At 56.0% G+C, this 19,831-nt stretch carries 18 protein-coding genes and 1 tRNA gene; 13 read left to right on the top strand and 6 right to left on the bottom strand.

Features of this window, described 5'->3' with window-relative positions; translation table 11 throughout:
• The first annotated feature begins 45 nt into the window (after positions 1 to 45).
• A tRNA-Trp gene (locus D5066_RS21765) sits at positions 46 to 121 on the top strand.
• Between the two features lie 99 nt (positions 122 to 220).
• Here the strand turns inward: D5066_RS21765 and hdfR are convergent.
• Positions 221 to 1,042, bottom strand: coding sequence for an HTH-type transcriptional regulator HdfR (gene hdfR, locus D5066_RS21760; protein ID WP_119917186.1), 822 nt, complete (start codon positions 1,040 to 1,042; stop codon positions 221 to 223).
• Between the two features lie 118 nt (positions 1,043 to 1,160).
• On the opposite strand from hdfR, the gene D5066_RS21755 reads away from it, so the two are divergent.
• Entirely contained in the window at positions 1,161 to 1,499 is a 339-nt protein-coding gene (locus tag D5066_RS21755; RefSeq protein ID WP_008501577.1) for a MaoP family protein, read from the top strand.
• A gap of 25 nt (positions 1,500 to 1,524) precedes the next feature.
• Here D5066_RS21755 and D5066_RS21750 read toward each other — a convergent pair whose 3' ends face one another.
• Positions 1,525 to 3,045, bottom strand: coding sequence for a YifB family Mg chelatase-like AAA ATPase (locus D5066_RS21750; protein ID WP_119917185.1), 1,521 nt, complete (start codon positions 3,043 to 3,045; stop codon positions 1,525 to 1,527).
• A 341-nt stretch (positions 3,046 to 3,386) separates the two neighbouring features.
• Between D5066_RS21750 and ilvL the strand changes: the two genes are divergently transcribed.
• From ilvL to ilvA, 7 genes are all read left to right on the top strand, one after another.
• Positions 3,387 to 3,485 carry an ilv operon leader peptide gene (ilvL, locus tag D5066_RS21745; RefSeq protein ID WP_001311244.1) on the top strand — a complete coding sequence of 33 codons (99 nt, stop codon included), beginning with the start codon at positions 3,387 to 3,389 and terminating at the stop codon, positions 3,483 to 3,485.
• A gap of 86 nt (positions 3,486 to 3,571) precedes the next feature.
• Positions 3,572 to 3,622, top strand: a complete 51-nt coding sequence (gene ilvX / locus D5066_RS22985) for a peptide IlvX (RefSeq protein ID WP_166792073.1) — start codon at positions 3,572 to 3,574, stop codon at positions 3,620 to 3,622.
• Between the two features lie 2 nt (positions 3,623 to 3,624).
• Positions 3,625 to 5,271, top strand: a complete 1,647-nt coding sequence (gene ilvG / locus D5066_RS21740) for an acetolactate synthase 2 catalytic subunit (RefSeq protein WP_119917184.1) — start codon at positions 3,625 to 3,627, stop codon at positions 5,269 to 5,271.
• Entirely contained in the window at positions 5,268 to 5,531 is a 264-nt protein-coding gene (gene ilvM / locus D5066_RS21735) for an acetolactate synthase 2 small subunit (RefSeq protein WP_003860184.1), read from the top strand. Before ilvG ends, ilvM begins: the two co-directional genes overlap by 4 nt.
• A gap of 18 nt (positions 5,532 to 5,549) precedes the next feature.
• Positions 5,550 to 6,479 (top strand): branched-chain-amino-acid transaminase, encoded by a 930-nt coding sequence (gene ilvE, locus D5066_RS21730; RefSeq protein ID WP_023326297.1) that lies wholly within the window; start codon positions 5,550 to 5,552, stop codon positions 6,477 to 6,479.
• Positions 6,480 to 6,539: 60 nt separating this feature from the next.
• The gene (gene ilvD, locus D5066_RS21725; RefSeq protein ID WP_080330353.1) at positions 6,540 to 8,390 is read left to right on the top strand and encodes a dihydroxy-acid dehydratase; all 1,851 of its coding nucleotides are present in this window, start codon (positions 6,540 to 6,542) and stop codon (positions 8,388 to 8,390) included.
• 2 nt (positions 8,391 to 8,392) lie between these two features.
• Positions 8,393 to 9,937: a threonine ammonia-lyase, biosynthetic gene (gene ilvA, locus D5066_RS21720; RefSeq protein ID WP_119917187.1), complete on the top strand. Its 1,545-nt coding sequence runs from the start codon at positions 8,393 to 8,395 to the stop codon at positions 9,935 to 9,937.
• Here the strand turns inward: ilvA and ilvY are convergent.
• A complete protein-coding gene (gene ilvY, locus D5066_RS21715) occupies positions 9,934 to 10,824 on the bottom strand; it encodes an HTH-type transcriptional activator IlvY (RefSeq protein ID WP_080330355.1) in 891 nt (296 codons plus the stop codon). The two genes, ilvA and ilvY, sit on opposite strands and share 4 nt — an antisense overlap.
• 152 nt (positions 10,825 to 10,976) lie before the next feature.
• On the opposite strand from ilvY, the gene ilvC reads away from it, so the two are divergent.
• Complete coding sequence (ilvC, locus tag D5066_RS21710) at positions 10,977 to 12,452, top strand: ketol-acid reductoisomerase (protein WP_021242831.1); 1,476 nt, start codon at positions 10,977 to 10,979, stop codon at positions 12,450 to 12,452.
• An 86-nt stretch (positions 12,453 to 12,538) separates the two neighbouring features.
• On the opposite strand, the gene ppiC is transcribed toward ilvC, so the two are convergent.
• On the bottom strand, positions 12,539 to 12,820 hold the full coding sequence (ppiC, locus tag D5066_RS21705) for a peptidylprolyl isomerase PpiC (RefSeq protein ID WP_004886861.1): 282 nt from the start codon (positions 12,818 to 12,820) through the stop codon (positions 12,539 to 12,541).
• 85 nt (positions 12,821 to 12,905) lie between these two features.
• On the opposite strand from ppiC, the gene rep reads away from it, so the two are divergent.
• Entirely contained in the window at positions 12,906 to 14,930 is a 2,025-nt protein-coding gene (gene rep / locus D5066_RS21700) for a DNA helicase Rep (RefSeq protein ID WP_028014817.1), read from the top strand.
• Positions 14,931 to 14,981: 51 nt separating this feature from the next.
• Here the strand turns inward: rep and gppA are convergent, their stop codons facing one another.
• Both gppA and rhlB read right to left on the bottom strand, forming a co-directional pair.
• Positions 14,982 to 16,466 carry a guanosine-5'-triphosphate,3'-diphosphate diphosphatase gene (gene gppA, locus D5066_RS21695; protein ID WP_119917183.1) on the bottom strand — a complete coding sequence of 495 codons (1,485 nt, stop codon included), beginning with the start codon at positions 16,464 to 16,466 and terminating at the stop codon, positions 14,982 to 14,984.
• Between the two features lie 6 nt (positions 16,467 to 16,472).
• Positions 16,473 to 17,741 carry an ATP-dependent RNA helicase RhlB gene (gene rhlB, locus D5066_RS21690; RefSeq protein ID WP_119917182.1) on the bottom strand — a complete coding sequence of 423 codons (1,269 nt, stop codon included), beginning with the start codon at positions 17,739 to 17,741 and terminating at the stop codon, positions 16,473 to 16,475.
• 144 nt (positions 17,742 to 17,885) lie between these two features.
• Between rhlB and trxA the strand changes: the two genes are divergently transcribed.
• Together trxA and rho are read left to right on the top strand one after the other, a co-directional pair.
• Complete coding sequence (gene trxA / locus D5066_RS21685) at positions 17,886 to 18,215, top strand: thioredoxin TrxA (RefSeq protein WP_006179218.1); 330 nt, start codon at positions 17,886 to 17,888, stop codon at positions 18,213 to 18,215.
• A 344-nt stretch (positions 18,216 to 18,559) separates the two neighbouring features.
• Positions 18,560 to 19,819, top strand: a complete 1,260-nt coding sequence (gene rho / locus D5066_RS21680; protein ID WP_008501566.1) for a transcription termination factor Rho — start codon at positions 18,560 to 18,562, stop codon at positions 19,817 to 19,819.
• Positions 19,820 to 19,831 lie beyond the last annotated feature (12 nt).

Genomic DNA, 19,831 nt, shown 5'->3' with positions numbered 1-19,831 from the left:
GACATCAAGCCTGCCTCTTAGGCAGGCTTGATGGTAAGAAACTTTAGGGGCGTAGCTCAGTTGGTAGAGCACCGGTCTCCAAAACCGGGTGTCGCGAGTTCGAGTCTCTCCGCCCCTGCCATATAGAATCCTTTGCTTCGGCAAAGGATTTTTTTTTGCCTGAAATTCGGGGGAATTTCAGCATTCTGAAATGCAGCCAGCATCCCTGCTGGCCTCAGCATCAATCCATTACATTGGTTTTCAACAGATCTTTAATCTGAGATTGCTTATCGCTATTTTGCAGCCAAATCGCATACAGCGGCCGGGAAAGGGTAGTGGAATCTACGACGGTATGCAGTCCTGGCTTAGCGTCTGCCCAACGGACTGGTAACCAGGTGCAACCCTTCAACAGGGGAAGTTGCTGACAGGCAATCTCGGCAGAACTGGTTGTTAGCTGTGGAACATCATCAGGTGCAATCAGTCCCGCCTCATGCTGCTGAAAATCAGGGCCCCATTCCAGACGCAAATAGGTCAGATCGGCTTTCATCATTGAGGGTTCAGAAGCGTAAAGCGCCAGGCCAAACTGCCCTACGATCTGGCTGCTAAATTCGTCCATTTTGGGGGCTTCTGTCGTGATAAGTAGATCCAGCTGCCGCTCATGAAGTTGTTTAACCAGCGACTGACGTTGCGCAATTCTGGCCTCAAATTGCAGGTGCCCGTGTGAATGATATAGCCTGCTCAGCCACTGACTGAGCATACATTCCCACAGAGATGCGCTGGCCCCAATAGAGAACTCATTGTGCCTTGAGGTATGCGCCACCTCTTTGCGCGCTGCCTGCCAGGTATTCATCAATGTCTCCGCATACGGAAGCAGTTTTTCACCAGCAGGCGTGAGACGGATATTGTTGCGATGGCGGGTAAAAAGATTCACACCCAGTTGATTTTCCAGCTGTCGAATACGAAAACTGACTGCTGACTGCGTCAGGTAAAGGGCTTCAGCGGCTCGCCCGAAGTGACGCGTTCTGCTCACTTCAAGGAAAGTTTTTAGCAATTCCGTATCCACATCTTTCTCCACAAAATTATTTGTCGTTATGATTTAAATGTTTTGTTTTACACTCTGTCAAGCGTAACTAATACTCCGCGCCATAAATAGCTCGGCCAAAGAATTAGGAGCGTGTAGGATGGCGGAAAGCTTTACGACGACTAATCGTTTTTTCGACAATAAACATTATCCGCGCGGGTTCTCTCGTCACGGCGATTTCACCATCAAAGAGGCGCAGCTGCTTGAGCGTCATGGTTATGCCTTTAACGAGCTGGATCTGGGTAAACGTGAGCCTGCAACTGAAGATGAAAAGCAGTTTGTCTCAGTGTGCCGTGGCGAGCGTGAGCCGCAATCTGAAGCAGAACGTGTATGGATCAAGTACATGGCGCGCATTAAGCGTCCAAAGCGTTTCCATACGCTGTCTGGCGGCAAGCCGCAGATGGAAGGTGCAGAAGACTACACCGAGTCTGACGACTAATAAAAAAGGGGCTACGGCCCCTTTTTTATGCCAGTAACTTCTGCAGATGCAGCAGCAAACGATCGATAGCGCGATAGCTCAGCGCCTCCTGCAAGTGTTTCCTCTCAATGTCGGCACATCCCTCCACGTCCGCAATGGTTCTGGCCACTTTTAATAAACGCTGCCACGCACGTATGGAAAGCCCAAAGCGCGTCAACGTCTCCTCCAGCCACACGGCATCTTCACCGTTAAGAGAACAAAACTGTCGGATCCCGGCATTATCCAGCCGTGCATTCAGCCTGTTTTGACGAGCGTACTGTCGCGCCTGTGCCGCGATAACCCGCTCGCGAACATGCGCGGAGCTTTCACCGAGCCTATCCGTCTGCCTGAGCAGACCCGGCGGTGGAAGCGGGATTTCCAGTGATAAATCGAAACGGTCGAGAAATGGACCGGAGAGTTTTCCCAGATAGCGCAGCGTCTGCTCTGGCGTACAGCGGTTATGGTTGCCCTGATAATGCCCCGTCGGGCTGGGGTTCATCGCCGCCACGAGCTGAAAACGGGCGGGATAGCTTATTTTGGCTCGCGTGCGTGAAATATGTATCTCACCCGATTCAATGGGCTCCCTCAGTGCATCCAGCACGCGGCGCTCAAACTCAGGTAGCTCATCGAGAAACAGAATGCCGTTGTGTGCCAGTGAGATCTCTCCCGGCCCCGGAATAGACCCACCGCCGACCATTGCTGTCAGTGACGCGCTATGATGCGGTGAACGAAAGGGACGTCGACGCCACTGTTTATGCAACGACGTCGAACTGATAAGACTATAAATGGCAGCGCTTTCCAGCGCTTCATGGTTATTAAGCGGCGGTAGCAGCCCGCTCAGCCTGCTCGCCAGCATGGTTTTGCCCGTACCCGGCGGACCAATCAGCAGAAGATTGTGACCACCCGCTGCCGTAATCTCCAGCGCCCGTTTCCCTTGCTCCTGTCCCATGATCTCGCTGAGATCTTCTGGCGCATCCGCTATAGCCTCGTCGCACTCTTCCGGCTCGGACAGTTCATGACGCCCTTCAAGCCAGGCACACACTTCCTGAAGATGCCCCGCGATGAAGCATCCCTTCTCTGCAATAAGACTCACTTCTGATGCGTTTTCATTGGCGACAATGATTTGCCGTCCTGCGCGTATTGCTTCCAGCGCACCTGATATTGCACCGGGAACGCCTCTTAATGCGCCTGTAAGCGCGAGTTCACCCACGAACTCATACGAGCCTAGCCTGTTCGTCTTAAGCTGCTCAGAAGCCGCGAGAAGCGCAATCGCGATAGGTAAATCATATCGTCCCCCCTCTTTGGGCAGATCGGCGGGGGCAAGGTTGATGGTGATCTTCTTCGCGGGGAAGGTATAACCGCTATTTATGATTGCGCTGCGAACGCGATCCCTGGCCTCTTTAACCGTCGTTTCCGGTAGCCCGACAAGCGTGAGTCCTGGCAGCCCATTACTCAAATGAACCTCTACGGAAATAAGCGGAGCCTTCACCCCGAGAGCCGCACGCGTATAAACAACTGACAGTGACATTTACACTACCTCCTGGCGGGACTATGCCAGTATGAGCGTTACCTGTTTAGCGCGATTTCGCGAATTTACGTCCCCTGTTCAGGCATTTTGGCGGCAAGTTGAAACTGTTACACCAGCGTGGAAGCCTCCACGCAAAACGTCAAAAACCGCGTTTTAACGCTGCAGGGAACGTGAAAAAAATGAAAAATATTCATTTTCTAATTTCCTCATATAAAACAACGATTTTAAGAAATATGATTCGCTGGCTAATCAACTGCGTCATAAATAAATCTTGTGTTTGATTTAAAAACTGTGGTAACTCTTTAGGTATTCCTTCGAACAAGATGCAAAAAGAACTGAAAATGACAGCCCTTCTACGAGTGATTAGCCTGGTCGTGATTAGCGTGGTGGTGATTATTATCCCACCGTGCGGGGCTGCACTTGGACGAGGAAAGGCTTAGAAATCAAGCCTTAACGAACTAAGACCCCCGCACCGAAAGGTCCGGGGGTTTTTTTATGACTAAAAAACTTAAACGAGGAGCAGAGAATGACGACTAGCACAAAATTCTGTTTCTCCAGATTTATGACGGGGAACTAACTATGAATGGGGCACAATGGGTTGTACATGCGTTGCGCGCGCAGGGAGTCGAAACCGTGTTCGGTTATCCGGGTGGCGCAATTATGCCGATTTACGATGCACTGTATGACGGCGGCGTGGAACACCTCTTGTGCCGGCACGAGCAGGGCGCAGCGATGGCCGCTATCGGCTATGCCCGCGCGACCGGTAAAACCGGCGTCTGCATGGCGACTTCAGGTCCGGGCGCAACGAACCTGATCACCGGCCTGGCTGACGCGCTGCTCGATTCCGTTCCCGTCGTGGCGATCACCGGTCAGGTAGCCTCTCCGTTCATCGGTACCGATGCTTTCCAGGAAGTCGACGTCCTCGGTTTATCGCTGGCCTGCACCAAACACAGCTTTCTCGTCCAGTCTCTCGAAGAACTGCCACGCGTAGTGGCAGAAGCGTTTGAAGTGGCAAGCTCTGGTCGCCCTGGCCCGGTTCTGGTGGATATCCCGAAAGATATCCAGGTTGCACTCGGCGATCTGGAGCCGCACTTCTCCACCGTTGAAAGCAACAATGCGTTCCCGCATGCAGACGTTGAAGAAGCCCGCCAGATGCTGGCGCAGGCGAAACAGCCGATGCTGTACGTCGGCGGTGGCGTAGGCATGGCGCAGGCTGTTCCTGCCTTGCGGGAATTTATCGCGACTACGCAGATGCCCGCCACCTGTACGCTGAAAGGTCTGGGCGCAGTCGACGCGGACTACCCGTATTACCTTGGCATGCTGGGGATGCACGGTACCAAAGCGGCAAACCTGGCGGTACAGGAGTGCGATCTGCTCATCGCCGTGGGGGCTCGTTTTGACGACCGCGTTACCGGCAAGCTGAATACCTTTGCGCCGAACGCCAAAGTCATCCATATGGATATCGACCCGGCGGAGATGAACAAGCTGCGTCAGGCGCACGTTGCGCTGCAGGGTGATCTCAACGCGCTGTTACCGGCATTGCAGCAGCCGCTGGATATCAACCCATGGCGTCAGCACACCGCAGACATGCGCGCCGAGCACGCCTGGCGTTACGACCACCCCGGCGAGGCCATCTACGCGCCGCTGCTGTTGAAGCAGTTGTCCGACCGTAAACCTGCTGACAGCGTGGTGACGACGGATGTGGGCCAGCACCAGATGTGGTCCGCCCAGCATATGACCTACACCCGCCCGGAAAACTTCATCACCTCCAGCGGGTTAGGGACGATGGGCTTCGGTCTGCCGGCAGCCGTTGGCGCGCAGGTTGCCCGTCCGAACGATACCGTTATCTGTATCTCCGGTGACGGCTCCTTCATGATGAACGTCCAGGAGCTCGGCACCGTGAAGCGCAAACAGTTACCGCTGAAGATCGTGTTGCTCGATAACCAGCGTTTAGGGATGGTTCGCCAGTGGCAACAGCTGTTCTTCCAGGAGCGCTACAGCGAAACGACGCTCACCGATAACCCCGATTTCCTTACCCTGGCCAGCGCCTTCGGCATTCCTGGTCAGCACATCACCCGTAAAGACCAGGTTGAAGCGGCACTCGACACCATGCTGTCAAGCGAAGGGCCATACCTGCTTCATGTCTCAATCGACGAGCTTGAGAACGTCTGGCCGTTGGTACCGCCCGGTGCCAGTAACTCACAAATGCTGGAGAAATTATCATGATGCAACATCAGGTCGCCGTGCAGGCTCGCTTCAACCCGGAAACGTTAGAACGCGTATTGCGTGTGGTCCGCCACCGTGGTTTTCAGATTTGCTCAATGAATATGGAAACGGCCACCGACGCGCAGAACATCAGTATCGAATTAACCGTTGCCAGCCCGCGGCCGGTCGACTTACTGTTTAGTCAGTTATCAAAGCTGGTAGACGTTGCCCATGTTGCCATCTGCCAGAGCACAACCACATCACAACAAATCCGCGCTTGAGCGTGACAGGACGAAAAAATGACGACAAAAAAAGCTGATTACATTTGGTTCAATGGGGAGATGGTTCGCTGGGAGGACGCGAAAGTCCACGTGATGTCCCACGCGCTGCACTACGGTACCTCCGTGTTTGAAGGCATCCGTTGCTACGACTCTCACAAAGGACCAGTGGTGTTCCGCCATCGCGAACACATGCAGCGTCTGCATGACTCAGCCAAAATTTATCGTTTCCCGGTTTCTCAAAGCGTTGATGAACTGATGGAAGCCTGCCGCGACGTAATCCGTAAGAACAACCTGACCAGCGCCTATATTCGTCCGCTGGTCTTCGTGGGCGACGTCGGCATGGGGGTGAACCCGCCAGCCGGTTACAACACCGATGTGATCATTGCTGCGTTTCCATGGGGTGCTTATCTGGGAGCAGAAGCCCTGGAGCAGGGGATCGACGCAATGGTCTCTTCCTGGAACCGCGTAGCGCCAAACACCATCCCGACCGCCGCGAAAGCGGGCGGAAACTACCTCTCCTCACTGCTGGTCGGTAGCGAAGCGCGCCGCCACGGCTATCAGGAAGGTATCGCGCTCGACGTGAACGGCTACATCTCTGAAGGTGCGGGTGAAAACCTGTTTGAAGTGAAAGACGGCATCCTGTTCACGCCGCCGTTCACCTCGTCCGCGCTGCCGGGCATCACCCGTGACGCCATCATCAAGCTGGCGAAAGATCTGGGTATCGAAGTGCGCGAGCAGGTTCTGTCCCGCGAATCTCTGTATCTGGCCGATGAAGTATTTATGTCCGGCACGGCGGCTGAAATTACGCCGGTGCGCAGCGTAGACGGTATCCAGGTGGGCGAAGGCCGCTGCGGTCCGGTCACCAAACGCATCCAGCAGGCGTTCTTCGGCCTCTTCACCGGTGAAACGGAAGATAAATACGGCTGGTTGGATCAGGTTAATCACTAAGTATAAATTTGGGACGGCACGCACCGTCCCATTAAATAGTCAGACGGGAGTAAATAAAGCATGCCTAAGTATCGTTCAGCCACCACCACCCACGGCCGCAACATGGCGGGAGCCCGCGCGCTGTGGCGCGCCACCGGAATGACCGACGCCGATTTCGGCAAGCCGATTATCGCCGTGGTGAACTCCTTCACCCAGTTCGTACCGGGCCACGTGCACCTGCGCGACCTCGGTAAACTGGTTGCCGAGCAAATCGAAGCCTCCGGCGGTGTGGCGAAAGAGTTCAACACTATTGCAGTGGATGACGGTATCGCAATGGGCCACGGGGGCATGCTCTATTCACTGCCGTCGCGCGAGCTGATCGCCGACTCGGTAGAGTATATGGTTAACGCCCACTGCGCCGATGCGATGGTCTGTATCTCCAACTGCGACAAAATCACCCCGGGGATGCTGATGGCCTCCCTGCGCCTGAATATTCCGGTGATCTTCGTCTCCGGTGGCCCGATGGAAGCGGGGAAAACCAAGCTCTCCGACAAAATCATTAAGCTCGACCTTGTCGATGCGATGATCCAGGGCGCGGACCCGAAAGTGTCAGACGAGCAGAGCGAACAGGTGGAACGCTCCGCGTGTCCGACCTGCGGCTCTTGTTCCGGGATGTTCACCGCCAACTCCATGAACTGCCTGACCGAAGCGCTGGGCCTCTCTCAGCCGGGTAACGGTTCGCTGCTGGCAACCCACGCCGACCGTAAGCAGCTGTTCCTGAATGCCGGTAAACGCATCGTTGAGCTGACCAAACGCTACTACGAGCAGGACGACGCCAGCGCGCTGCCGCGCAGCATCGCCAGCAAAGCCGCATTTGAAAACGCCATGACGCTGGATATCGCCATGGGCGGTTCCACCAATACCGTTCTGCACCTGCTGGCTGCCGCGCAGGAAGCCGAAATTGACTTCACCATGAGCGACATCGACAAGCTCTCCCGCAAGGTGCCGCAGTTGTGTAAGGTCGCACCGAGTACCCAGAAGTACCACATGGAAGACGTGCACCGTGCCGGTGGCGTCATCGGTATTCTGGGTGAGCTGGATCGCGCCGGGCTGCTGAACCGTGACGTGAAAAACGTGCTCGGCCTGACGCTGCCGGAGTCGCTGGATCAGTACGACGTCATGCTGACCAAAGACGACGCGGTGAAAAAGATGTTCCGCGCGGGTCCAGCGGGTATTCGTACTACCCAGGCGTTCTCGCAGGACTGTCGCTGGGATACCCTGGACGATGACCGCGCCGAAGGCTGCATCCGCTCGCTGGAACACGCCTACAGCAAAGACGGCGGTCTGGCCGTGCTGTACGGTAACTTTGCGGAAAACGGCTGCATCGTGAAAACCGCAGGCGTGGACGACAGCATCCTGAAATTCACCGGTCCGGCGAAAGTGTACGAAAGCCAGGATGAAGCGGTAGACGCTATCCTTGGCGGCAAAGTGGTGGAAGGCGACGTGGTTGTCATTCGCTACGAAGGGCCGAAAGGCGGCCCGGGCATGCAGGAGATGCTCTACCCAACCACCTTCCTGAAATCCATGGGCCTCGGTAAAGCCTGCGCGTTGATCACCGACGGACGTTTCTCCGGCGGCACCTCCGGCCTCTCTATCGGCCACGTTTCCCCGGAAGCGGCAAGCGGCGGCAACATCGCCATCATCGAAGACGGTGACCTGATCGAAATCGACATTCCGAATCGCGGCATTCAGCTCAAGCTGAGCGACCAGGAAATTGCGGCCCGTCGTGAAGCGCAGGAAGCCCGCGGCGACAAAGCCTGGACGCCGAAAGACCGTCAGCGCGAAGTCTCCTTCGCTCTGCGCGCCTACGCGAGCCTTGCCACCAGTGCAGATAAAGGCGCGGTGCGCGATAAATCTAAGCTTGGGGGCTAATGATGGCCGAGTCACAACCCTTATCCGCCGCCCCCGAGGGGGCGGAATATCTGAGAGCGGTGCTGCGCGCGCCGGTCTATGAAGCCGTGCAGGTCACGCCCCTGCAGAAGATGGAAAAACTCTCTTCGCGCCTCGACAACGTCATTCTGGTGAAGCGCGAAGACCGTCAGCCGGTGCACAGCTTTAAGCTGCGCGGCGCCTACGCGATGATGGCTGGGCTGACCGACGAGCAAAAAGCGCGCGGGGTGATTACCGCGTCTGCGGGCAACCACGCCCAGGGCGTGGCGTTCTCATCTGCCCGTCTGGGGCTAAAAGCGCTGATCGTGATGCCGGTCGCCACCGCAGACATCAAAGTCGATGCGGTACGCGGTTTCGGCGGGGAAGTGCTGCTCCACGGGGCCAATTTTGACGAAGCGAAAGCCAAAGCGATCGAGCTGGCGCAGCAGCAGGGCTTCACCTGGGTGCCGCCGTTTGACCACCCGATGGTGATTGCCGGGCAGGGCACGCTGGCGCTTGAACTGCTGCAGCAGGATGCGCATCTCGACCGCGTCTTCGTCCCGGTTGGAGGCGGCGGGTTAGCCGCGGGCGTGGCGGTGCTGATCAAACAGCTGATGCCGCAGATCAAAGTCATTGCCGTTGAAGCGGAAGACTCTGCCTGCCTGAAGGCGGCGCTGGATGCCGGGCATCCGGTCGATCTGCCGCGCGTCGGGCTGTTTGCCGAGGGTGTGGCGGTGAAGCGCATTGGCGACGAAACCTTCCGCCTGTGCCAGGAATATCTCGACGATATCGTCACCGTAGACAGCGATGCGATCTGCGCGGCGATGAAAGATCTGTTCGAGGACGTGCGTGCGGTGGCGGAACCGTCCGGCGCGCTGGCGCTGGCGGGGATGAAAAAATACATCGCACAACACAACATTCGCGGCGAGCGTCTGGCGCACGTGCTTTCCGGTGCCAACGTGAATTTCCACGGCCTGCGCTACGTTTCTGAGCGCTGCGAGCTGGGCGAACAGCGTGAAGCGCTGCTGGCGGTGACCATCCCGGAAGAGAAGGGCAGCTTCCTTAAGTTCTGCCAGCTGCTGGGCGGTCGTTCGGTAACGGAGTTCAATTACCGTTTTGCCGATGCCAAAGATGCCTGCATCTTTGTCGGCGTGCGTCTGAGCCGGGGAGTGGAGGAGCGCAAAGAGATCCTCAACCTGCTGCATAACGGCGGCTACAGCGTGGTCGATCTTTCTGACGATGAGATGGCGAAGCTGCACGTGCGTTACATGGTTGGCGGGCGTCCCTCGAAGCCGCTCCAGGAACGTCTGTTCAGCTTCGAGTTCCCGGAATCACCGGGCGCGCTGCTCAAGTTCCTGCACACGCTGGGCACGCACTGGAACATCTCCCTGTTCCACTACCGCAGCCACGGCACCGACTACGGGCGCGTGCTGGCGGCGTTCGAACTGGGCGAGCACGAGCCGGATTTCGAAACGCGGCTGAACGAGCTGGGCTATGAATGTCACGACGAGACCCATAACCCGGCGTTCAGGTTCTTTCTGGCGGGTTAGTGATTCGGCAATATGCTCCAGAACGCATCAATAAGCGGCTCATGTAGCCGCTTTTTTTGTGCGCACACGCCAAGCTCAAACGGGGTTTTCTCGTCGCTGCGCTCCAGAATCATCACGCGATTGCGCACCGGTTCCGGGCTGTTTTCCAGCACCACTTCCGGCAGCAGCGCCACGCCGCAGCCTAGCGCCACCATCGACACCATCGCCTCATGACCGCTGACGGTGGCGTAAATCGACGGATTGCTGATTTTCTGACGGCGGAACCACAGCTCAATACGGCGACGCACCGGCCCCTGATCGGCCATGATAAACGGCACCGTTGACCAGTCCGGTTTTTCCACCGACACCTGGTTACGCACCGGGCAGGGCAGTGCCGGGGCGATCAGCACCACAGCCAGATTCTCCAGCATCGAGAACGCCACCGCGCCCGGCAGGGTTTCGGGTTTCCCGGCGATGGCGAGATCTGCTTCGCCGGTCACCACTTTTTCCATTGCGTCGGCGGCGTCGCCGGTGGTGAGCTTAATTTCAACCGACGGATGCGCCGCGCGGAAGCGGTCAAGGATCGGCGGCAGATGGCTGTAGGCGGCGGTCACGGAGCAGAAAATATGCAGCTCGCCGGAAAGCGACGGTCCCTGCTGGTCAATGGCGTGCCGCAGCTGTTGGTACTGCAACAGCGTCTGCTGGGCAAAGACGCGCAGCTCTTCTCCTGCTTCCGTGAGGGTGACGGTGCGGTTATCGCGCACGAACAGCGGCTGGCCGAGGTCTTCCTCAAGGCGCTGGATCTGGCGCGAAAGCGTGGAGGGGCTAACGTGCATCGCCCGGGCGCTACGGCCAAAGTGGCGGCTTTCCGCCAGGTGCAGGAACATTTTTAGATCGCGTAAATCCACCGATTCCACTCCCTCTTTTTACATTGCAAAAATTGCAATGTGACGTTGTGAATATATCAATTTCCGCAATAAATTTCCTGTTGTAATGTGGGTACATTCTCGCTGAAACGCGAACCGAACAATAAGACACACAACATCACGAGGTATCACCCATGGCTAACTACTTTAATACACTGAACTTGCGCCAGCAGCTGGCGCAGCTGGGCAAATGCCGCTTCATGGCGCGCGATGAATTTGCTGATGGCGCGAGCTACCTTCAGGGTAAAAAAGTGGTCATCGTCGGCTGTGGCGCACAGGGCCTGAACCAGGGCCTGAACATGCGTGACTCCGGTCTGGATATCTCCTACGCCCTGCGTAAAGAAGCGATTGCCGAGAAGCGCGCTTCCTGGCGTAAAGCGACCGAAAACGGCTTCAAAGTGGGTACCTACGAAGAGCTGATCCCGCAGGCGGATCTGGTGGTTAACCTGACGCCGGACAAGCAGCACTCCGACGTAGTGCGCTCCGTACAGCCGCTGATGAAAGACGGTGCCGCGCTGGGTTACTCCCACGGCTTCAACATCGTTGAGGTGGGCGAGCAGATCCGTAAAGACATCACCGTAGTGATGGTGGCGCCGAAGTGCCCGGGTACGGAAGTACGCGAAGAGTACAAGCGTGGTTTCGGCGTGCCGACGCTTATCGCAGTTCACCCGGAAAACGATCCGAAAGGTGAAGGCATGGCGATTGCCAAAGCCTGGGCAGCGGCCACCGGCGGCCACCGCGCGGGCGTGCTGGAATCGTCCTTCGTGGCTGAAGTGAAATCTGACCTGATGGGCGAGCAGACCATTCTGTGCGGCATGCTGCAGGCGGGTTCTCTGCTCTGCTTCGACAAGCTGGTGGAAGAAGGTACTGACCCGGCATACGCAGAAAAACTGATTCAGTTCGGCTGGGAAACCATCACCGAAGCGCTGAAGCAGGGCGGGATTACGCTGATGATGGACCGCCTGTCCAACCCGGCAAAACTGCGTGCTTACGCGCTGTCTGAACAGCTGAAAACCATCATGGCGCCGCTGTTCCAGAAACACATGGATGACATCATCTCCGGCGAGTTCTCTTCCGGCATGATGGCGGACTGGGCAAACGACGACAAAAAACTGCTGACCTGGCGTGAAGAGACCGGTAAAACCGCGTTCGAAACCGCGCCACAGTATGAAGGTAAAATCGGCGAGCAGGAGTACTTCGATAAAGGCGTACTGATGATCGCGATGGTGAAAGCGGGCGTTGAGCTGGCTTTCGAAACCATGGTGGATTCCGGCATCATCGAAGAGTCTGCATACTACGAATCTCTGCACGAGCTGCCGCTGATCGCGAATACCATCGCCCGTAAGCGTCTGTACGAAATGAACGTGGTTATCTCGGATACCGCAGAATACGGTAACTACCTGTTCTCTTACGCCTGCGTACCGCTGCTGAAAGAGTTCATGACCACCCTGCAGACGGGCGATCTGGGAAAAGCGATTGCGGAAGGTGCAGTAGACAACGCGCAGCTGCGCGATGTGAACGAAGCGATTCGCAGCCACCAGATCGAGAAAGTGGGCCACAAACTGCGTGGCTACATGACCGATATGAAGCGTATCGCGGTAGCAGGTTAACATCCTTGTCGGGTGGCGCTTCGCTTACCCGACCTACAAAAACGTAAGATGTAGGCCGGGTAAGGCGCAGCCGCCACCCGGCTTGTTTATTTGCGATACAGCACTTTGATAATGTGATAACCGAACTGGGTATGCAGCGGGCCGGTTGGCTCCAGCACCGGGCAGGAGAAGACCACTTTATCGAACGCCGGAACCATCTGGCCCTGACGGAATTCGCCTAAATCGCCGCCGCGCTTGCCTGATGGGCAGATGGAGTGCTTCTTCGCCAGCTTGCCGAAGTCGGCACCGTTTTTAATCTGCTCCAGAAGATCCAGAGCCAGTTTCTCTTCTTTTACAAGGATATGCAGTGCTGCTGCTGTTTTTGCCATGATCGTGCCTTGAGTGGTATGGATTAGGCTCGCTATACTACCACGCTGTTATTCTCCCCTCCTGACTTTCATTGAGCGATCATTTATGCGTTTAAACCCCGGACAACAACAAGCCGTCGAATTTGTCACCGGACCGTGTCTGGTGCTGGCGGGCGCAGGATCCGGTAAAACGCGCGTCATCACCAATAAGATTGCGCACCTGATCCGCGGCTGCGGCTATCAGGCCCGACATATTGCGGCGGTCACCTTTACCAATAAAGCGGCGCGCGAGATGAAAGAGCGCGTCGGCCAGACGCTGGGGCGCAAAGAGGCGCGCGGGCTGATGATCTCCACCTTCCACACGCTGGGGCTGGATATCATTAAACGTGAATATGCCGCGCTGGGGATGAAATCCAACTTTTCGCTGTTCGATGACACCGACCAGGTGGCGTTGCTCAAAGAGCTCACCGAGGGGCTGATCGAGGATGATAAGGTGCTGTTGCAGCAGCTGATCTCGACGATCTCGAACTGGAAAAACGATCTGATGACCCCGGCCCAGGCCGCGGCGATCGCTAAAGGTGAACGGGATCGGATCTTCGCCCACTGCTATGGTCTTTACGACGCGCACATGAAAGCGTGCAACGTGCTGGACTTCGACGATCTGATCCTCTTGCCGACACTGCTTTTACAGCGAAATGAAGAGGTGCGCGAGCGCTGGCAGAACAAAATCCGCTATCTGCTGGTGGATGAATATCAGGATACCAACACCAGCCAGTACGAGCTGGTGAAGCTGCTGGTGGGGCAGCGCGCGCGCTTCACCGTGGTCGGCGACGACGACCAGTCGATTTACTCCTGGCGCGGCGCACGCCCGCAAAACCTGGTGCTGCTGAGCAAAGATTTTCCTGCGTTGCAGGTGATTAAGCTGGAGCAGAACTACCGCTCCTCCGGGCGCATCCTGAAGGCGGCAAATATCCTGATTGCCAATAACCCGCACGTTTTTGAAAAGCGTCTCTTCTCCGAACTGGGCTACGGTACGGAGCTGAAGGTGCTCAGCGCCAATAATGAAGAGCATGAGGCGGAGCGCGTGACGGGCGAACTGATCGCCCACCACTTCGTCAATAAAACCGAATATAAGGATTACGCGATCCTCTATCGCGGCAATCATCAGTCGCGCGTCTTTGAAAAGATGCTGATGCAGAACCGCATTCCATACAAAATCTCGGGCGGTACGTCGTTCTTCTCACGACCAGAAATCAAAGATCTGCTGGCCTATCTGCGCGTGCTTACGAACCCGGATGACGACAGCGCGTTTCTGCGTATTGTGAATACGCCGAAACGCGAAATTGGCCCGGCGACGCTGCAAAAGCTGGGCGAATGGGCGATGACCCGCAATAAGAGCCTGTTTACCGCCAGCTTTGATATGGGGTTGAGCCAGACGCTGACGGGACGCGGATATGACAACTTAACCCGCTTCACCCACTGGCTGGGCGAAGTTCAGCGGCTGGCAGAGCGCGAGCCGGTGGCTGCCGTGCGCGATCTGATCCACGGCATCGACTATGAATCCTGGCTGTACGAAACCTCCGCCAGCCCGAAAGCGGCTGAAATGCGGATGAAAAACGTAAACCAGCTTTTCAGCTGGATGACTGAAATGCTGGAGGGCTCTGAGATTGACGAGCCGATGACCCTGACGCAGGTGGTCACCCGCTTTACCCTGCGCGACATGATGGAGCGCGGTGAAAGCGAAGAAGAGGCCGACCAGGTTCAGCTAATGACGCTGCATGCGTCAAAAGGTCTGGAGTTCCCGTATGTGTATCTGGTCGGTATGGAAGAGGGGTTATTGCCACACCAGAGCAGCATTGATGAAGATAACGTCGACGAGGAGCGTCGTCTGGCCTACGTGGGGATCACCCGCGCGCAGAAGGAACTCACGTTCACGCTGTGTAAAGAGCGCCGTCAGTACGGTGAACTGGTTCGCCCGGAACCCAGCCGTTTCCTGCTGGAACTGCCGCAGGACGATCTTATCTGGGAACAGGAGCGTAAAGTGATTACCGCAGAAGAGCGGATGCACAAAGGGCAGGCTAACGTGGCGAACATTCGCGCCATGCTGGCAAAAGCCAAAGAGAAGGGATAATGATGGGTAGGCCGGGTAAGGCGAAGCCGCCACCCGGCAATGTTCAGCGTATTACTTCACCTCAAGCACCCAGTGCACATAGCTCTGCCACTGGCACTCCTGCTCGATCATCTCTGCCCCTAACGGGTGATTATCAATCCAGTTTTCCGGCAGCGTCAGCGCCAGCTTCTCATCATCGGCTACCAGATTAATAGCTGGAAGCAAATCATCGCGGCGGCGGCTGGCAAACAGAATCGCCAGACGCAGCAGGCGGCACAGATGCTCGGCCACGCGCGGCGGTACGGCATTCTGCTGATGCAAAGAGGAGAGATCAACGGCGTTGGTCTGGTTCAGCAGCAGCGTTGCCAGCAGCTTTTTCTGTGCGGGCGTGTAGCCCGGCAAATCCAGGTTACGCACAAGATACGCTGCGTGAGCCGGCGCCTGTTTAAAATCAATACTGAGCCCCACCTCATGCAGCGCGCAGGCGCTCAGCAATAAATCGCGGCTCAGATGATCGAGATCCCAGGCGTTAGCAACCTGGTCGGCAAAGCGTGATGCCAGCTGCGAGACGCGTCCAGCCTGATCGATATCAACCAGAAAACGACGCTGGACGTTGCGCAGCGTACGGTTGCGGATGTCCTGATCCACCGACAGATGCAGCATTCCGTAGACCAGACCTTCGCGCAGCGCACCGCCAGCCAGAGTCATACACTGGATATTCAATTCGGTGAATATGGCGATCAGAATGGCCAGCCCGCTTGGGAAGACCAGCGCGCGTTCCAGCGTCAGGCCTTCAATTTCCAGCTCTTCCAGGCGTCCGCACTGAATGGCTCGCTGTTTAAGCTGCTGAAGTTTGGCAAGCGTGATCCGCTCGTCCATGCCCTGCGCCATCATGATTTCCTGCAGAGCCTGCACGGTACCCGAGGCACCCACGCAGACTTTCCAGCCGTGATAGCGCAGTTCGTCCATCACCGGGCGTAATACTGCGCGCGCGGCATTTTCTGCCTCGTCGAAGTTCTCTTTACACAGATTCCGGTCGGCAAAGTAACGTTCAAGCCAGGTCACGCAGCCCATCGACAGGCTGAACAGCGACGTCGCCTGCGCGCCGGTGCCGGTGACCAGTTCGGTACTGGCACCGCCGATATCCACTACCAGACGGCGATCGTCTCCGCCCGTCGTGTGGGCAACCCCCTGATAGATCAGGCGGGCTTCTTCTTCACCGCTGATGACCTGGACCGGGCACCCCAGAATTTCCTGCGCTTTGGCAATAAAATCTACGGCGTTAACCGCCAGTCGGAGCGTCGCTGTGGCGACGACGGTGATTTGGGCATGCGGGATATCCTGCAGACGCTCAGCAAAGAGACGCAGGCACTGCCAACCACGTTCCATGGCTTCAGGTGAGAGGTAGTTATCGCTGCTCAGGCCCGCCGCGAGGCGGACCTTGCGTTTAATGCGCGTCAGCGTTTGTATGCTTCCCGCCACCTCACGCACAACCAGCATATGAAAACTATTCGAACCGAGATCAATTGCCGCATAGAGCGAGGTGGAGCTGAGCATAATGTATTAACCTGAACGACGACGATTACGCGGTGCGCCGCCTGAACGACGCGGACCATTGCCGGAGCGTGGGCGGGTAAGACGCTTAGGCGGCGGCAGTTCGCTTAACAGCGCTTCCGGATTGTATTTGCTCTGCGGAATAGAGTGACCGATGTAGGTCTCAATGGCTGGAAGATTCAGCGCATACTCTTCACACGCAAGGCTAATAGAGTGACCGCTTGCGCCCGCACGACCGGTACGACCGATACGGTGTACGTAGTCTTCACAGTCGTCTGGCAGATCGTAGTTAAAGACGTGCGTTACGGCTGGAATGTGCAGACCACGAGCAGCAACGTCGGTTGCGACCAGAATATCGAGATCGCCACGGGTAAATTCTTCAAGAATACGCAGGCGTTTTTTCTGCGCCACGTCGCCGGTCAACAGGCCAACACGGTGGCCGTCTGCAGCCAGATGGCCCCAGATGTCTTCACAGCGGTGTTTGGTGTTCGCGAAGATAATGGCGCGATCCGGCCACTCTTCTTCGATCAGTGTTTGCAGCAGACGCATTTTCTCTTCATTGGAAGGATAGAAGAGCTCTTCTTTAATGCGGTGGCCCGTTTTCTGCTCAGGCTCCACTTCCACATATTCCGCATTGTTCATCTGCTCGAACGCCAGCTCGCGTACGCGATAGGAAAGGGTGGCAGAGAACAGCATGTTCAGGCGCTGATTAGCCGGCGGCATGCGGCGGAACAGCCAGCGGATATCTTTAATGAAGCCCAGATCGTACATACGGTCAGCTTCATCAAGCACGACAACCTGGATGGCGCCGAGGTTAATGTGATTCTGTTTGGCGTAGTCGATAAGACGGCCGGTGGTACCGATCAGGATATCCACGCCGCTTTCCAGCACTTTCAGCTGTTTATCGTAGCCGTCACCGCCATAGGCCAGGCCAAGCTTCAGACCGGTAGCCTGTGCCAGGGGTTCAGCGTCTGCGTGGATCTGTACCGCCAGTTCTCGCGTCGGGGCCATAATTAGCGCGCGCGGCTGGTTAACTTTGCGGTCTGCAATCGCTGGGTGAGAAAGTAAATAATGAAACGTTGACGTTAAAAACGCCATCGTTTTGCCGGTACCGGTTTGCGCCTGCCCTGCAACATCGCGACCGGCCAGCGTCAGCGGCAGGGCGAGAGCCTGAATGGGCGTGCAGTTATGAAACCCTTTTGTTTCAAGGGCTTCGATCACTTTTGGGTGCAGGGCGAAGTCGGAAAACTTCTGTTCTGTTAAATGTGTTTTGCTCATAGTGTGGTAGAATATCAGCTTACTATTGCTTTACGAAAGCGTATCCGGTGAAATAAAGTCAACCTTTAGTTGGTTAATGCGACATCAACACGTCGTTGGTGGAGACAAAACCAACGTACCAGGCTTATTCCTGTGGAGTTATATATGAGCGATAAAATTATTCACCTGACTGACGACAGTTTTGACACGGACGTACTTAAGGCTGACGGGCTGATCCTCGTCGATTTCTGGGCTGAATGGTGTGGTCCTTGCAAAATGATCGCCCCGATTCTGGATGAGATCGCTGACGAATATCAGGGCAAACTGACGGTTGCCAAGCTGAACATCGACCAGAACCCGGGCACCGCGCCAAAATACGGTATCCGTGGCATCCCAACCCTTCTGCTGTTCAAAAACGGCGAAGTGGCTGCGACCAAAGTGGGCGCGCTGTCCAAAGGTCAGCTGAAAGAGTTCCTGGACGCTAACCTGGCGTAAGGTTTCTCCGCTGTGCGTCCAGAGCCCCTGGCTAAATGATGTGGAACTCTGGACGCCCGGCTGAAGTCGTGCTAAGTTAGCTATGACTTCGTTTTAAACATATCTGTTGTTTGAATCTTGTTTTACCCGATACTTCCCGTTGTTGACATGAACAATGCGTGAAGTGGCTAAATTCCGGGCTTGTCACTCAATCCGTCTTGTCGTTTCAGTTCTGCGTTCTTTCCCTGTGACCAGACAGCGAACAGACATGAGGTGATGGCCGCTAAACAGGCATGGATGATCCTGCCATACCATTCACAACATTAAGTTCGAGAATCACCCCGAGTTTAAGAACCCACACCATTATGAATCTTACCGAATTAAAGAATACGCCGGTTTCTGAGCTGATCACTCTCGGCGAAAATATGGGGCTGGAAAACCAGGCTCGTATGCGCAAGCAGGACATCATTTTCGCCATCCTGAAGCAGCACGCTAAGAGTGGCGAAGATATCTTTGGCGACGGTGTGCTGGAGATATTGCAAGACGGATTTGGTTTCCTCCGCTCTGCAGACAGCTCCTACCTCGCCGGCCCTGACGACATCTACGTATCCCCTAGCCAAATCCGCCGTTTCAACCTCCGCACTGGTGACACCATTTCAGGTAAGATTCGTCCTCCTAAAGAGGGTGAACGCTACTTTGCGCTGTTGAAAGTCAATGAAGTTAACTTCGACAAGCCAGAAAACTCGCGTAACAAGATCCTCTTTGAGAACTTAACGCCGCTGCACGCGAACTCCCGCCTGCGCATGGAGCGTGGTAACGGTTCTACTGAAGACTTAACCGCACGTGTTCTGGATCTGGCATCGCCAATCGGTCGCGGCCAGCGTGGTCTGATTGTGGCACCGCCGAAAGCGGGTAAAACCATGCTGCTGCAGAACATTGCGCAGAGCATCGCCTACAACCACCCAGACTGCGTGCTGATGGTGCTGCTGATTGACGAACGTCCGGAAGAAGTCACCGAGATGCAGCGTCTGGTTAAAGGTGAAGTGGTTGCTTCAACCTTCGACGAGCCAGCATCTCGCCACGTTCAGGTTGCGGAAATGGTTATCGAGAAGGCGAAACGCCTGGTTGAGCACAAGAAAGACGTGATCATCCTGCTTGACTCCATCACCCGTCTGGCGCGTGCCTACAACACCGTGGTGCCGGCGTCCGGTAAAGTGCTGACCGGTGGTGTGGATGCTAACGCCCTGCACCGTCCAAAACGCTTCTTCGGTGCTGCACGTAACGTGGAAGAGGGCGGCAGCCTGACCATCATCGCAACGGCGCTGATCGATACTGGTTCTAAAATGGACGAAGTGATTTACGAAGAATTTAAAGGTACAGGTAACATGGAACTGCACCTCTCTCGTAAGATCGCAGAAAAACGCGTCTTCCCGGCTATCGATTACAACCGTTCCGGTACCCGTAAAGAAGAGCTGCTTACCACACAGGAAGAGCTGCAGAAAATGTGGATCCTGCGCAAAATCATCCATCCAATGGGTGAAATTGACGCGATGGAGTTCCTCATTAACAAACTGGCGATGACCAAAACCAACGACGACTTCTTCGACATGATGAAGCGCTCGTAACGCAAATAAAGC

The organism is Enterobacter chuandaensis (genome assembly GCF_003594915.1).
Classification (GTDB): domain Bacteria; phylum Pseudomonadota; class Gammaproteobacteria; order Enterobacterales; family Enterobacteriaceae; genus Enterobacter; species Enterobacter chuandaensis.
This window is presented reverse-complemented; position numbering and strand designations above follow the sequence as displayed.